This window comes from Spirosoma sp. SC4-14, from assembly GCF_037201965.1.
Taxonomy (GTDB): domain Bacteria; phylum Bacteroidota; class Bacteroidia; order Cytophagales; family Spirosomataceae; genus Spirosoma.
Genome location: NZ_CP147518.1, coordinates 1,419,502 through 1,433,838, shown reverse-complemented (window position 1 = coordinate 1,433,838; position 14,337 = coordinate 1,419,502). Strand labels below are relative to the sequence as shown.

14 protein-coding genes are annotated in these 14,337 nt (G+C 47.9%); 6 read left to right on the top strand and 8 right to left on the bottom strand.

All coding sequences use genetic code 11. The features are described 5' to 3' along the window. Positions 1–139 precede the first annotated feature (139 nt). A complete protein-coding gene (locus WBJ53_RS05930) occupies positions 140–1,513 on the top strand; it encodes a sigma-54 dependent transcriptional regulator (RefSeq protein ID WP_338875143.1) in 1,374 nt (457 codons plus the stop codon). Positions 1,514–1,572: 59 nt separating this feature from the next. Here the strand turns inward: WBJ53_RS05930 and WBJ53_RS05925 are convergent, their stop codons facing one another. Together WBJ53_RS05925 and WBJ53_RS05920 are read right to left on the bottom strand one after the other, a co-directional pair. Continuing rightward, entirely contained in the window at positions 1,573–2,421 is an 849-nt protein-coding gene (locus WBJ53_RS05925; RefSeq protein WP_338875142.1) for a hypothetical protein, read from the bottom strand. A gap of 83 nt (positions 2,422–2,504) precedes the next feature. Continuing rightward, the gene (locus WBJ53_RS05920; protein ID WP_338875141.1) at positions 2,505–3,260 is read right to left on the bottom strand and encodes a lysophospholipid acyltransferase family protein; all 756 of its coding nucleotides are present in this window, start codon (positions 3,258–3,260) and stop codon (positions 2,505–2,507) included. 167 nt (positions 3,261–3,427) lie between these two features. Here WBJ53_RS05920 and WBJ53_RS05915 point away from each other — a divergent pair, with 167 nt between their 5' ends. Together WBJ53_RS05915 and WBJ53_RS05910 are read left to right on the top strand one after the other, a co-directional pair. Continuing rightward, positions 3,428–4,402, top strand: a complete 975-nt coding sequence (locus WBJ53_RS05915; RefSeq protein WP_338875140.1) for an acyl-ACP desaturase — start codon at positions 3,428–3,430, stop codon at positions 4,400–4,402. Positions 4,403–4,405: 3 nt separating this feature from the next. Beyond that, positions 4,406–5,809: an ATP-binding protein gene (locus WBJ53_RS05910; protein ID WP_338875139.1), complete on the top strand. Its 1,404-nt coding sequence runs from the start codon at positions 4,406–4,408 to the stop codon at positions 5,807–5,809. Position 5,810: 1 nt separating this feature from the next. Here the strand turns inward: WBJ53_RS05910 and WBJ53_RS05905 are convergent, their stop codons facing one another. After that, positions 5,811–7,214, bottom strand: coding sequence for an MATE family efflux transporter (locus WBJ53_RS05905; protein ID WP_338875138.1), 1,404 nt, complete (start codon positions 7,212–7,214; stop codon positions 5,811–5,813). Between the two features lie 60 nt (positions 7,215–7,274). On the opposite strand from WBJ53_RS05905, the gene WBJ53_RS05900 reads away from it, so the two are divergent. The 3 genes from WBJ53_RS05900 (at position 7,275) to WBJ53_RS05890 (ending at position 10,130) form a co-directional block, all read left to right on the top strand. Next, complete coding sequence (locus WBJ53_RS05900) at positions 7,275–8,129, top strand: DUF4290 domain-containing protein (protein WP_338875137.1); 855 nt, start codon at positions 7,275–7,277, stop codon at positions 8,127–8,129. 104 nt (positions 8,130–8,233) lie between these two features. Next, positions 8,234–9,541 (top strand): UDP-N-acetylglucosamine 1-carboxyvinyltransferase, encoded by a 1,308-nt coding sequence (gene murA, locus WBJ53_RS05895; RefSeq protein WP_338875136.1) that lies wholly within the window; start codon positions 8,234–8,236, stop codon positions 9,539–9,541. A 133-nt stretch (positions 9,542–9,674) separates the two neighbouring features. After that, the gene (locus WBJ53_RS05890) at positions 9,675–10,130 is read left to right on the top strand and encodes a PA2169 family four-helix-bundle protein (protein WP_338875135.1); all 456 of its coding nucleotides are present in this window, start codon (positions 9,675–9,677) and stop codon (positions 10,128–10,130) included. Between the two features lie 70 nt (positions 10,131–10,200). On the opposite strand, the gene WBJ53_RS05885 is transcribed toward WBJ53_RS05890, so the two are convergent. The 5 genes from WBJ53_RS05885 to WBJ53_RS05865 form a co-directional block, all read right to left on the bottom strand. After that, positions 10,201–10,548 (bottom strand): hypothetical protein, encoded by a 348-nt coding sequence (locus WBJ53_RS05885; protein ID WP_338875134.1) that lies wholly within the window; start codon positions 10,546–10,548, stop codon positions 10,201–10,203. A gap of 77 nt (positions 10,549–10,625) precedes the next feature. Beyond that, on the bottom strand, positions 10,626–11,495 hold the full coding sequence (locus tag WBJ53_RS05880) for an aldo/keto reductase (protein WP_338875133.1): 870 nt from the start codon (positions 11,493–11,495) through the stop codon (positions 10,626–10,628). Between the two features lie 202 nt (positions 11,496–11,697). Beyond that, positions 11,698–12,555, bottom strand: a complete 858-nt coding sequence (locus WBJ53_RS05875) for a prephenate dehydrogenase (protein WP_338875132.1) — start codon at positions 12,553–12,555, stop codon at positions 11,698–11,700. Positions 12,556–12,665: 110 nt separating this feature from the next. Next, positions 12,666–13,058, bottom strand: a complete 393-nt coding sequence (locus WBJ53_RS05870) for a GxxExxY protein (protein WP_338875131.1) — start codon at positions 13,056–13,058, stop codon at positions 12,666–12,668. A gap of 83 nt (positions 13,059–13,141) precedes the next feature. Then, positions 13,142–14,305 carry an aminotransferase class I/II-fold pyridoxal phosphate-dependent enzyme gene (locus WBJ53_RS05865; RefSeq protein ID WP_338875130.1) on the bottom strand — a complete coding sequence of 388 codons (1,164 nt, stop codon included), beginning with the start codon at positions 14,303–14,305 and terminating at the stop codon, positions 13,142–13,144. Between the last annotated feature and the right edge of the window lie 32 nt (positions 14,306–14,337).

Genomic DNA, 14,337 nt, shown 5'->3' with positions numbered 1-14,337 from the left:
GCCCATAATAATGACCATCTAATGATAATAAATGACCGCTTAACGACTTTTAACGGCGAAAGTACATAAGAAAACCGTAATTCGTGGTCGAAATGGCCCCTACGTGCAACAAATCGCCAGACTCTTTTATCTTTGGTATATGCAAGATGCTAAACTCCTACTCGTCGACGATGATCCCGATGTGCTGTTGGCTGCCCGACTGCTGCTAAAACGGCATTTTGGTGCTGTAGACATCGAAAAAAATCCTGAAAAGCTACCTTTTCTGCTCAACAATAACCGCTACGACGCTATTGTTCTCGACATGAATTTCCAGCGAGATGTTAGCAGTGGCCGAGAGGGATTTGCCTGGCTCGACCGTATTCTGGATATTGATCCTAGTGCCCGGGTTATTTTATTCACAGCTTATGGCGATGTTGAAATGGCGGTTCGGGCCATCAAAGCAGGGGCTGTCGATTTTGTGCTGAAACCGTGGCAAAACGATAAGTTTCTGGAAACGATTCGGGGCGCTGTCGAAGGGAAAAAACAAGACAAGGAAGCCGAAGAGTCAAGTCCAAAAGAAAAACAGCCGGGTAAAGTAAATGGAAAACATACATCCATTATTGGTTCGGCCATGCGCCCGGTACTGGAAACGGTTGAACGGGTTGCTCCAACTGATGCCAATGTTCTGATTCTTGGCGAAAATGGTACGGGTAAAGACCTGATTGCCCGTGCTATTCATGAACAATCGGATCGGCGCGACAAGCCATTTGTAAGTGTCGATGTGGGCGCCCTAACCGAAAGTTTGTTCGAAAGCGAACTATTTGGTCATGTAAAGGGCGCTTTTACGGATGCTCGCGATGACCGGGCCGGGCGATTTGAAGAAGCGAACGGCGGTACGGTTTTTCTTGATGAAATTGGGAACCTAAGTGCTTCGCAACAAGCCCGGTTGTTAACGGTACTTCAACAACGACAGGTAACCCGGGTTGGCTCCAACAAAGCGCGCCCCATCGATGTTCGACTTGTTTGTGCTACCAATGCCGACCTGAATCAGCGGGTCGCAGAGCGGCAATTTCGGCAGGATTTACTGTATCGGATCAACACTATTGAACTTCACTTGCCTCCTCTGCGCGATCGCCCAGGCGATATTGGGCAATTAGCTGAGTTTTTTCTAAAGAAATATGCCAAACAGTATAATCGTTCGGTAACGGGACTAAGTCCGGCACTTCTGGCCGAAATGAAGCAATATCGCTGGCCCGGCAATGTTCGTGAGTTGCAGCATGCTGTTGAACGGGCCGTTATTCTTGCCCGTCCCGAACTAACTCAAAGCAACGTTCTGGAGCCAGACAATTTTGTATTCCGTAAAGATTCCTTTACGACAACGCCCGTTAACGAAACAATGCAGTTAGAAGATATGGAGCGGCATCTGATTCAACAGGCTATGCAAAAACATCGTGGCAGTATCACAGATGTAGCGCGTGAACTAGGGGTTTCCCGACAAGCACTGTACCGGCGTCTGGAGAAATTTGGTTTATAGATAGATATCTTATTTAGCCGAACGCCCCGCCTGAATTACTCAGGCGGGGCGTTCGGTGTTTACCCTAGGCGCTCGCGTAGGAATTCTATCAGTTGCTGCTGGTTCTCTTCAAGTCGCTGCTGATTTTCTTCAATACGGGACTGCCCTGTATGGAGATCAACAATACTTGACTTTAATTCCTGAATATTCGCATCCTGATGTTCAAATCGCTGATTAACATCAGACGTCAATTGATCAAATCGCTGGTCAACCTGAGCAAAACGTTGATTTACCTCTGTCCTTAATTGGCTAAATCGTTGGTCGACATCGGTACTCAACTGATCAAAACGAAGGTCGACATTTTCGAATCGTTGATCTACATCTGCGCTCAATTGATCAAAGCGCCGATCAACGCCCTCAAAGCGGTCATCAACCTTATCAAAGCGTCGGTCAACGCCCTCAAAACGGTCATCAACCTTATCGAATCGTTGATCTACATCTGCGCTCAATTGATCGAATCGTCGGTCAACGCCCTCAAAACGGTCATCAACCTTATCGAATCGTTGATCTACATCTGCGCTCAATTGATCAAAGCGCCGATCAACGCCCTCAAAGCGGTCATCAACCTTATCAAAGCGTCGGTCAACACCCCCAAAGCGGTCATCAACCTTATCAAAGCGTTGATCTACATCTGCGCTCAATTGATCGAATCGCCGATCAACACCTTCAAAACGTTTATTTACTGTTAGAGTCAGAGCAGCCAATCCTCGGGCTGTTTTATCGACCTGCAGCGTTACTTTCTGGATTTCGGCCTTATTTTCAACAGCTAATTGAAGAATCTGACCATTCGATTCAATGAGCCGATCGGTTTTTTGCGCTACATCGGCGAGTATAGGTTCAATTTGGTCCAGGCGTTTTTCGGGAGTCATACAAACGGTGGTGTTTGCAGTAAATATACAGCATTAACCCAAAAAGCGACATTAAATAGTTGCTGGTAGCCCAATTTTGTTGCTCATTGATTCATAACGCTATCCGATACGCCAAGCTCCTGGGCAATAGCCTCTTGGGCAGATCGCACAACATCATCCGGAGTTTGTCCGGCAGGTTCAATGGCAGGCAGCACAACCCACGACATCCGCGAGAAAGATGTTAGCGGAAATATTCCTTTAGGATTAAAATGACCCGTTCCCCGAACAGCTATTGGGACTACCAGCGCCGATGGCGCCCGTTTCAATAACGTCGAAACGCCACCCGTCACAAACGGCCTCATTTTACCCGACGACGACCGGGTGCCTTCTGGAAAAATAACCGCAGAATGCTTCGTTTGCTGAATATGCTTACCCAATCGGGCAATCTCAACAATTGCCTGTTTCGGATCTTTCCGGTCAATCAGAGCGGCTCCACTTCGGCGCAGATTATATGATACCCCTGGAATACCTTTTGCCAGTTCAATTTTTGAGACAAAAATGGGGGTATGCCTGCGCAGGAACCAGATAATTGGCGAAATATCGAACATACTCTGGTGATTAGCGATAAAAATAATGGGGCGATCGGTTGGCAATTCATCCTCCTGCTGAAAGCGTATGCTGCTTCCTGTCAGATACCAGCCATAGGAAATAGATGCGTTCATCCAGTCGACTACTTTCTTGTGAGCCGATTTCCCAAATGCATGAAACGCTATCACCTGCAGGCCATGAAAAACCACCAGGGTTAGTCCAAAATAGAGCAAATAAATACAGCTAAGTATATAATCAACAATTTTTTTCATCGCGCAGATTCAACAGAACAATGCTCCTCTCGCATTATTTTGCCAAAAATAACAATCAGTTGGTTTAGGTATAACAGAAAAAGCGAGGCCAGATCAAAACTAGCGTTTGTTTTACGCGTACCTTGCAGGTTATTGAATGGATTATCGATCTTCTTTGTTTCTTATACATGATTCTATCAGCCTCGCGTGTAGACGTAATGCGTTTCGTCGGCGAAAAAATAGATGCCTTAATTGGCGATTACCTTAAACCCATCGAAACGAACTGGCAACCGACCGACCTGTTGCCTGATTCTACACGGGAAAATTTTCTGGATGAAGTAAAATTTCTTCGCGAAAGCGTTCGTGAACTTTCTTACGACTATGTGGCGGTGCTGGTTGGCGATACCATAACTGAAGAAGCACTGCCAACCTACGAATCATGGCTGATGGACATGGAAGGCGTCGACCAAAATAACCCCCAGAACTGGACAGCCTGGATACGTGGCTGGACAGCCGAAGAAAATCGACATGGCGACCTGCTCAACAAATTCCTCTACCTGTCTGGCCGTGTCAATATGCGGGCTATGGAGGTTTCAACGCAGTACCTGATTGCCGATGGTTTTGATATTGGAACCGGTCGCGATCCATATCGGAATTTTGTATACACGTCCTTTCAGGAACTAGCCACCAATATTTCGCATCGCCGGACGGCTACACTGGCGAAACAGGCTGGGTGCTCGCAGCTTTCTAAAATTTGTGGTGTGATTGCGTCAGACGAAATGCGCCATGCGAAAGCCTATAAAGCTTTTGTTAAGCAGATATTTGAAGTAGACCCCACCGAAATGATGCTGGCATTTGAAGATATGATGCGAAAGAAAATAGTGATGCCCGCTCACTTCCTTCGGGAAACGGGTGTCAAAATAGGTCAGACATTCAGTCACTTCTCCGATGCAGCCCAACGGCTGGGCGTTTATACAACCTACGACTACATCGACATTTTGGATGATTTACTGGCCGACTGGAAAATTGGGAGCATTACCGATCTGGATGATGCCGGTCAGCGAGCCCGCGATTATGTGATGGCTCTACCCAATCGTCTGCGCCGAATTGCTGAGCGGACCAAAGTTCCTACACTCGAATATCCGTTTAGCTGGATAGCATAAGGCATGGATCGTTTTGCAATAGGCATTGGATGGCGCATTACGGCCATAGTTCTCTTAACCGTAGCCCTAACCTATCTTTATCTTCAGGAAAGCAATGGCATACTGCTTTTCCCACTGCTTATTGCTCATTTAGTTTTATCCGTTAATCTATACCGATTTGTTACCAGTTTAAACCGTAAACTGACCCGGTTTCTGGAGTCGGTTCGGTATTCTGATTTTGCAGTTGCGTTTCGGGCCGATAGCAACCTGGGGCCATCTTTCCACGAACTCAACGATCAGTTCAACGAAGTGCTGGATGCCTTCCGGCAAGCTCGGGCTGAGAAAGAAGCTAATCTGCACTATGTCAACACAATTGTGCAACATGTCAGTGTAGGATTGCTTACCTTCGATGCCGCCGGACAGGTCGAACTGGTGAATCAGTCGGCGTTACGATTACTGGGCACCTACCGGCTCCGAACTCTCAGCGACATCAACGCTACCCATGCCGATTTGGTCAATGTTCTTAAATCGGCGTCAACCTCGCCTACTCCGGTTTCGTATCAGACTGGCACAGATGGTGAGTTATCCGTTCGCTGCACCGCCGTTCGGCTTCGCGGGCGCTTAGTTACGGTGGCATCGCTCCAGAACATTCGTACGGAGTTACAACAACGTGAACTCGATGCCTGGCAAAACCTGACCAAAGTATTGCGGCACGAAATCATGAATTCAATTACGCCCATTGTATCGCTGGCCGGTACCATGCGCGATATTGTTGAAACAGATCTTGTTCCTATTGCCGAAGCTAGTTTGGCTCTTGAACCCGACAGCAGCGCTACCGATAAAGCGATGTCGGCGCTATTGTCGCCTTCTTTCTTTGCTTCGTCTGTTACAGATCTGCGCGACGCCCTGAACACCATTGAACAACGGGGAGCCGGTGTGATGCGGTTTGTGGATGCTTATCGCCATTTTACAACCATACCTCAGCCTAATTTCGCCGAGGTTTCGGTAGCCCATCTGTTGCGTCATGTTATTCAGCTTGCCCAGGCCAATAATCAAAAGCATCCGATTACGATCCTCACCAATAATGTATCGCCTAATCTGGCCATTCGTGCCGATGCCGACCAGATTGAAATGGTATTGATCAACCTATTAAAAAATGCGGTAGAAATTCTGGACGAAACCCCCAATCCAACCATTAAGCTCGAAGCCGTAACCGACGGCCCACGGGTGATTATCAGCGTGTCGGACAATGGGCCTGGCATTGAACCCGAAGCGCTGGAACAAATATTCATTCCATTCTATACAACGAAAAAAACCGGGTCGGGAATTGGACTGAGCTTATCGCGTCAGATTATGCAACTTCATGGCGGACAACTCACAGCCACATCAATACCTGGTCAGGGCAGTACGTTTAATCTGGTATTTTAGCCTAATTGATACTTACTCCAGAGGGCGCATCGACCAGCAGCGTATAGCTTATCTGGTCGATGCGCCGGAAAAAGCGCGTTGTGAGCAATACGGCTGCAATACTTAAGCCCGACAACAACCCAATCCAGACTCCAATGGCATCCTGTCCAAACGGAAAAGCCAGCACATAACTGAGCGGTAATGCTACAACCCAGTAGGAAAACAGCGTGATGACAGTCGGCACATTTACATCGGAAAGCCCCCGCAAACTCCCTAATGCTACTACCTGAACGCCGTCGGAAAGCTGAAAAAATCCGGCCACAATGACCAGCGATGCGGCAATGTCCATCACCGCCGGATTATCCCGGATGTAGAGCGAAACAAGCCATTCATTTGCCGACAAAAACAAGATAGCCGCCAGGCTCATAAAGCCAATCGACAACATAAATGCGGCTGTTCCAGCCCGAAAAACCCCTTCGCGGCTCCCTTTCCCTACAGCCGCACTTACCCGAATAGCAGCCGCCGACGAAATTCCGGTGGCCATCATATAAGTTACAGATGCCATGTTGATAGCAATCTGATGAGCAGCCAGTTGATCTTCGCCAAGCCAGCCAACAATTACGACTGCCAACGAAAATGTTGCGACCTCAAAGAAAAACGTAAGTCCGCCCGGAATACCTAGTTTCAGAATCGTTTTAACTTCTTCAACGGCTGGTAGCGATCGGAACGTTTTCAGCAGATAAGGCTTAAAATGCGCTGATCGATAGATATAGACCAACATCGCACTTGCCATATATAGCCGGGAAAACAAAGTTGCCGTAGCCGCTCCGATCAGCCCCATTTTCGGAAATGGGCCAACGCCTTCTATCAGAATGTAATTGAAAAGAGCATTGAGCAACAGGGCCGATAAGGTTATGGCCATAGCCACACGCGGATACCGCAACCCATCGGCCAACTGACGAGCTGCCACAAATACCAATAACGGCACCAGCGATATACTCACAATTAACATAAAGTCGCGGGCCAGGCGGGTTACTTCGGCCGTTTGCCCGAAAAGGCTGAAGTCAAAAGCCAGCCATGCCGACAAACCACCAAAAACCAGACTAAATAAGCCAGCAACCCGTAAACCTGCCCGAAATAATCGGTTAATAGCCGCAGCATCTTTCTGACTATGTGCCTTCGATACCAGAGCTGCCACTACTGTGAGCCCGCCCACACCAATACTCGACATCAGGAACGAGAGCGAATTGGCCAGTCCGGCAGCCCCTAAAGGTACAGCCCCCAGCAAGCGCCCAACAAACAGATTATCAGTCACACCCATCAGCACAACGCCCAGTTGTGCAATAATGATGGGTACGCTCAGCCGGAACGTATCAATAAGTTCGGGTCGATAGATAGCCAGAAAAGAACGGGGTACTAGTTGCATGAAAAGAAGGACGCAGAGGCCAATAATGCCGTACAAAGGTAACGCATCTTTCTACACAGTATGTTCCCCCGATTATTGTCCCTTGCCCCTTACTCCATTCTTCGTACTTTTGTTCTCTTTATCACGAATTCGGAAATGCCATTGAAAGAATACGGCAGCAGTATCCAGAAGTTGGTTGACAACATGGTCAACATTGAAGATCGGGAGAAACGCACACGCTATGCGCATATTCTGGTCGAATTGATGCGGCAAATCCACCCTAACATGAAGGATGGTCAGGACTACTATAATAAATTGTGGGACGATCTGTATATCATGTCAGGCTTCACACTGGATGTCGACAGCCCGTATCCTCCGCCATCAGAAGAGGCATTAGGCAAAAAACCCCAGCGGGTTCCCTACAACACCCATCACCTGAAGTTTAAACACTTTGGCCGTAATGTCGATTTATTGGTAGCAAAGGCTATTTCAATTGAAGATCCAGACGAAAAACGGGCATTTGTATCATACCTGACCCGGTTGATGCGCACATTCTACCAAACCTGGAACAAAGAATCGGTAGAAGACGAAACAATTTATCAAAGCCTGCTCGAAATTTCGAACGGAAAACTGGCCGACGATATCAACCTGATTCGTGAACAGGGTTTAGTTGAGTCGACTCCCCGCGAACGGACAGGCGATCAGACGCAACCGCAACGAATTGGTGGCAATAACTACCGCAACGACGGGTCGGGCAACCGCAACAACCAGGGGCGGCAAAATGGTGGTCAGCGGAACTTCCGCAACGACGGATCAGGCAACCGCAACAACCAGGGACGGCAAAACGGCAATCAACGCAATTTCCGCAACGATGGCGGCAACAACCAGGGGGGGCGTCCAAATAATAACCGAAACAACGACCGTCGGAGACGATAACCGCCGGTTAATTATGAATGATGAATTATGAATGATAGATGATGAGCAGCTAGTAAAATCATTCATAATTCATCATTTATCATTCATAATTCATCATTTCACACATGGCTTCATTTCAAATTACAGGCGGACGCAGGCTCAGCGGTGAACTAATTCCGCAGGGTGCCAAAAACGAGGCTCTGCAAATTCTCTGCGCTGTTCTGCTGACCAAAGAACCCGTCACAATTCATAATATCCCAAACATCCGCGACGTCAACCAACTCATCGATCTATTGGGCGACCTTGGCGTCTGGGTTACGAAAATCGGCGAAAACTCGTATCGGTTCGTTGCTTCGGATGTTAACCTCGATTATCTGGAAAGTGATACCTATAAACGCAAGGCGGCTGCGCTGCGCGGCTCGGTCATGCTACTGGGGCCAATGCTGGCCCGCTTCAAAAAAGGTCGAATTCCGCGGCCAGGTGGCGACAAAATAGGTCGTCGGCGGCTCGATACGCACTTCCTGGGTTTCGAAAAGTTAGGAGCTCAGTTTAATTACGATGCCAACGACGGCGGTTATTATCAGGTCGATGCCAGCAACCTTCGTGGCACGTATATGCTGCTCGATGAAGCCTCCGTAACCGGAACCGCCAATGTGCTGATGGCTGCCGTTATGGCCGAAGGTGTTACGACCATCTACAATGCGGCCTGTGAGCCATACCTACAGCAACTGAGCAAAATGCTCAATGCCATGGGCGCTAAAATTTCGGGCGTGGGGTCAAATCTGCTCACAATTGAGGGCGTATCGGAACTTCACGGTACTGAACATACCATGCTCCCCGACATGATCGAAATCGGTTCGTTCATCGGATTGGCTGCCATGACACAATCTGAAATTACGATCAAGAATTGTCGTATTCCAGAGTTGGGTATCATTCCGGACCAGTTCCGGCGATTGGGCATTCAGATTGAGTATCGGGGCGACGACATTTATATTCCGGCTCAGGACCACTACCAGATCGAATCATTCCTCGATGGTGGCATGATGACCGTTGCCGATGCGCCCTGGCCTGGTTTTACGCCCGATCTGTTAAGCATTGTACTGGTTACGGCCATACAGGCGCAGGGAACGCTGCTCATCCACCAGAAAATGTTTGAAAGTCGATTGTTCTTTGTCGATAAACTGATCGATATGGGCGCACAAATCATTCTTTGCGATCCACACCGGGCTACAGTCGTTGGACTTAACCGACAAATTCCATTGAAAGGTATCCGTATGTCGTCGCCCGATATTCGGGCAGGCGTTGCGCTCCTGATTGCAGCCATGTCGGCCAAAGGTACCAGCATCATCGACAACATCGAGCAGATCGACCGGGGTTATCAACACATTGACACCCGTCTGAACGCCATCGGCGCCGAGATTGTACGGTTGTAATTTGCTGACATTTTATAACTAAAAGAAAGAGGCTGAACGGCCTCTTTCTTAGTTTCTTACGCTTTCCCAACAAACAATTGATCGAACTCAGGGTTATTGACTTGTAATTCATTAACTATCGAAATCAATTGTTATGATAACTAACAAAGAAATCGTTGACGACCTCAACGATCTGGTCAAGATCAATAACGACCGCATTCACGGCTACGAAGATGCCATCAAAGACAGCGAAGATACTCAGCTAAATGAGCTGTTTCGCCACATGGTCATTCAGAGTGAACAGTTCCGTAGCCAGTTAGCCGACCATATTGTTCGGATTGATGGAACCGGAGTAGCTGATATAGACTCAACCGACCTATCCAGTAAATTGCACCGTGCCTGGATCGATATTAAGTCGGCCGTTACGGGTAAAGATCGATCAGCGATTTTAAGCTCAGTGGAGTTTGGCGAAAACGCAGCGGTAGAAGCGTATGAAGATGCGATTGCCAAAGATCATATTCCGGCATATATTAAAGAAGATTTGCAAAAACAACTGAGCGAGCTGAAAGGCGCTTACGATAAAATTAAAGGCCTGCATCAGGCAGCCTAACTGGTTGCCAATCAGCAGCTAACCATTAATCAATAAAGGGATGCCGTAGGGGCATCCCTTTATTGATTTTCTAGCGAGTCTGAGCAACTCTGGCCGATAAATCATCGAGTACTTCTGCCAGTTGCAGCAATTGACCTACTAATCCTACATCCGACGATTCGTTTGCCGCCCGCTTGGTTAGCTTGCTCAGGGTATGCAACGATCCGGCAATTTTAGGCGCTTTTCCTTCCGTAAGAGCCTGTTTTAGCGAATACAATTCATCAGCAATAGTATCGAGCGTCAGATTTCCCTCGCCAAGTGCATCACTCCACTGATTGATCAGTTCATCGACGGGACTGATGTGCTCAGCTCCCTGTTGCAACCGCTGTAATGTGTTAGCCAGCAACTGCTGGGCGTCCAGATTCGTTTGGGATGTCATAGGAATTTAGGTTAATGGGTTTATGGTTGCGCTGCCTCAATAAGATGCATACTAGTAGGCGGAGCAACCATAAACCCCTACTTTGGCAGAGGCATATCCTGTAGGTCTTCGTCGGTCAGTTTGATGGTAGCAGCCAAAACGTTTTCTTCCAGATGTTTAACAGACGATGTGCCCGCAATAGGCAACATTACTGGCGAGGCCGCCAAAAGCCAGGCCAATGCAATCTGATAATCAGTAGCATTATGCCGCGCTGCTACTTTCTTGATCGCTTCGGTAGCCGATATGTTTCCAGAATTTAACGGATACCACGGAATAAAGGCGATGTTGTGTTGTTCGCAGTACTTCAGCACATCGTTCCATTTCTGCTGACCAAAATTGTACATATTCTGTACCGAAACAACATCAAAATAGGTCTTTGCTTCCTCAATCTGTTCGATACCCACTTCGGAAAGGCCAATGTGTTTTATTTTCCCGGCTTTCTGCGCTTCCTGTAAAAAGCCAAGAAACTCTTCCGAAGGCACTTTAGGATCGAAGCGATGAAGCTGGTATAGCTCAATCTGGTCGAGCTTAAGTCGTTTCAGGCTACCGTCCAGCGCTTCTTCCAGGTGTTTTCGGCTGGCATCGACCGGCCACTGATTTGGGCCCGTTCGGAGCAAGCCACCTTTAGTAGCAATGACTAACCCTTCTGGATATGGATGAAGTGCTTCGGCAATCAGTTCTTCTGAAATATGCGGACCATAGCTATCAGCAGTGTCGATAAAATTAATCCCTAGATCAAGGGTGCGTTTCAGTACGCGGATAGCCTCATCATGATCTCTGGGCGGCCCCCAGATGCCATCGCCTGTAATCCGCATGGCTCCATAGGCCATCCGATTAACCGTAAAACCGTTCTCACCACCAATTGTAATTGTACCAGCCTGTGTTGCTGGTGCTTCAGTTGCCTGCATAAGCGTTTTTGGTTGTTTGTTGCGAAACAGGACTACCCAGTTTGTCCCGTAGTCTATCCATAAACAAAAAGAAACGCTTTTTGTATCAAATCAACCGTTAAGTTTTCTATACATTTAGGTAAGTGATTCGGTTTGCTTCCATTCGACGATGCCTTTATCTGTCATTAGCGGAACCTTCCTGATACCCGCAACCTGATGACATCTACCGCTTCTCAATCCCGTCCAGTACCCGCCGGATCACGTTAGCACGCTGCATAAATTCGAGCGAGGTAGTAATGTCCCGGTCGTCGATTACCTGTTTAAACTGTTGCAGAAACTCAATGTAGGCAGCCAGTGCATCCGATACATTGGCCCGGTTCTGATCGAAAATGGGAGCCCACATCTGCGGAGAACTTTTTGCCAGTCGAACGGTCGAACTAAAGCCGGTGCTGGCCATATCGAAAATGGCTTTCTCGTCTTTTTCTTTTTCAAGAACGGTTAGTCCCAACGCAAATGCACTAATGTGGCTTAGGTGCGAAACGTAGGCCAGATGCAGATCGTGCTCCTGTGGCGTCATATAGAAGAGCTTCATGCCCGCATCGCGAAACAGACTTTCGGCCAGTGTCAGGCTGTCGGGATTGCTTTTTTCGCGGTCGCAGATGATGAGGTTTTTTCCGGGCAGCAGTTCCTTAAACGCAGCACCGGGACCGGAGTTTTCGGTGCCGGCCATTGGGTGAGCCGCCACAAACTGGGCACGTTTTGGATGCGCATCGGCCACACCGCAGATCAGGCCTTTTGTCGACCCCAAATCAAGTACGGTTGCCCCTTCGGGTAGTAAATCCAGCACGGTGGGCAGCAGGTCAATAATGGTATTGACAGGCGTCGCCATCACAACCAGTGTGCTCTGGGCCACGGCTTCTTCTAGTGGTAAAATCTCATCGACAATGCCTTTGGCCAGGGCTAACTGGCCATTTACGGCAGATTTATCGACGCCAACAAAATGCATTCGAGGGTATTTTTCGCGCAGGGCCAGCGCGAACGATCCGCCGAGCAAGCCTATGCCTATGATTGAAACGGTCATCTGAACCGGGATTTTTAGGATTTACCTGACTGACTTTGATTTTATTGATTTATTAGAAATGATTTCGATAGATGGCTGACTATAATTGTACATACGCTAATGAACGGTGATTATGGTCTAAACTTCTTATTCAGCAGCCGTTTAAACTGAAGGCTTGGACTACCGAAATTGATCAACATACCGATCTCAAGATTGTAAGCTTCCAAGTAATTGATGGCTTGTGCTAAATGATCGTCATCAAGAGTAGAGATTGCTTTTAGTTCAACAGATACAATTTCTTCAACTAAAAAATCAACTCTACGAGAACCAATATGTCGGCCTTTGAAAAAAATTGGCATTTCGTGTTCGCGAGAAAATGTAAGGCCACACTCTTCTAGTTCAATGGCTAAAGCGCGTTGATAAATCACTTCCTGAAATCCATTACCCAATACTCTATGAACCTCAAATGCACATCCTATTACCTTACCAGTTAATTCAGAATGTCTGTATTCTGCTTTAAACATTGGAAATGATTTGTCTACTATATGTATCGTTGCGTTGCAAATAATAGTAAATCATACAAGAATCAAAGTCAGTCAGGTAAATCCTAAAAATCCTGGTTCAGACGGCCAACAGCTTCGGTGATCCGCTCTTCGGGCATACACAGTGAAATACGGATATAACGATTGCCTTTGGGACCAAAAATGAAGCCGGGGGCAATAAATACGTGCTTATTGTAGAGTAGATCGTCGACCAGCGCTTCAGCCGACTCCACCGAATCGGGGAGTTTTGCCCAGATAAATAGCCCTTCCTGATCCGTTGTATAGCTACAGCCCAGTGCGTTCAGAAAAGCATGAACGGCATCCAGACGCCCCTGATAAACTGCATTTCGTTCCCGATGCCACTCATCGGAATTCGTCAATGCTTCCGAAGCCGCATCCATCAAGGGCTTAAACTGCCCCGAATCGACGTTGCTTTTGATTGTTAAAACGGCATCGACATACGCCTTTGCGGCAGCCATCCAGCCGATGCGCCAACCCGCCATGTTGTGCGACTTGCTCATCGAGTTCAGCTCAATAGCCACTTCGTTTGCGCCATCGACCGACAGTAAACTGATAGGCGATTTCTTATTCAGAATCAGACTATACGGATTGTCGTGGCACAGTAAAAGCCGATGATCATGCGCAAAACGAACCGCCCGCTCAAACAACTCACGCGTTGCGGGTGCGCCCGTAGGCATGTGCGGATAATTGAGCCAGATAATTTTTGTGGTATCGGTCAGCAGATCGGCCATAGCGTTCCAGTCGGGTTGCCAGCCGCCGTGTTCGAGCAGCGGATACTCACGGACCTGCGCACCTACCATCTGACTAACTGCCCGATAGGCCGGATAACCCAGCTCAGGCACCAGCACGCCATCGCCATCGTTCAGGAACGTCAGCGAAATATGGGTAATCCCTTCTTTGGAGCCAATCAGCGGTAATATTTCTGTTTCTGAGTTTAGCGAAACACCATACGTATGGGCATAAAACTGTGCTATGGCCCGACGAAGACCAGCAGTGCCTTTATAAGGCTGATACCCATGCGACGACGGCTGCTGAGCCGATTGAATCAATGCATCGATGGTATTGGCCGACGGCATCATGTCGGGGTTTCCAATTCCCAAATTAATAATATCGTGGCCAGCCGCCTGCAGGCGACGGACTTCGGCCAGTTTCACCGAGAAATAGTATTCCTGCGTTTGATCGGCACGGTGAGCAAGAGGGATAATCACTTCAGAACCTGAGTTTGTATGAGTTGATAAAC

Bases quoted from the DNA above. Each gene is read 5' to 3' on its own strand.
- WBJ53_RS05930 (WP_338875143.1), top strand. From the start codon at position 140: ATGCAAGATGCTAAACTCCTACTCGTCGACGATGATCCCGATGTGCTG.
- WBJ53_RS05925 (WP_338875142.1), bottom strand. From the start codon at position 2,421: ATGACTCCCGAAAAACGCCTGGACCAAATTGAACCTATACTCGCCGAT.
- WBJ53_RS05920 (WP_338875141.1), bottom strand. From the start codon at position 3,260: ATGAAAAAAATTGTTGATTATATACTTAGCTGTATTTATTTGCTCTAT.
- WBJ53_RS05915 (WP_338875140.1), top strand. From the start codon at position 3,428: ATGATTCTATCAGCCTCGCGTGTAGACGTAATGCGTTTCGTCGGCGAA.
- WBJ53_RS05910 (WP_338875139.1), top strand. From the start codon at position 4,406: ATGGATCGTTTTGCAATAGGCATTGGATGGCGCATTACGGCCATAGTT.
- WBJ53_RS05905 (WP_338875138.1), bottom strand. From the start codon at position 7,214: ATGCAACTAGTACCCCGTTCTTTTCTGGCTATCTATCGACCCGAACTT.
- WBJ53_RS05900 (WP_338875137.1), top strand. From the start codon at position 7,275: ATGTTCCCCCGATTATTGTCCCTTGCCCCTTACTCCATTCTTCGTACT.
- murA (WP_338875136.1), top strand. From the start codon at position 8,234: ATGGCTTCATTTCAAATTACAGGCGGACGCAGGCTCAGCGGTGAACTA.
- WBJ53_RS05890 (WP_338875135.1), top strand. From the start codon at position 9,675: ATGATAACTAACAAAGAAATCGTTGACGACCTCAACGATCTGGTCAAG.
- WBJ53_RS05885 (WP_338875134.1), bottom strand. From the start codon at position 10,548: ATGACATCCCAAACGAATCTGGACGCCCAGCAGTTGCTGGCTAACACA.
- WBJ53_RS05880 (WP_338875133.1), bottom strand. From the start codon at position 11,495: ATGCAGGCAACTGAAGCACCAGCAACACAGGCTGGTACAATTACAATT.
- WBJ53_RS05875 (WP_338875132.1), bottom strand. From the start codon at position 12,555: ATGACCGTTTCAATCATAGGCATAGGCTTGCTCGGCGGATCGTTCGCG.
- WBJ53_RS05870 (WP_338875131.1), bottom strand. From the start codon at position 13,058: ATGTTTAAAGCAGAATACAGACATTCTGAATTAACTGGTAAGGTAATA.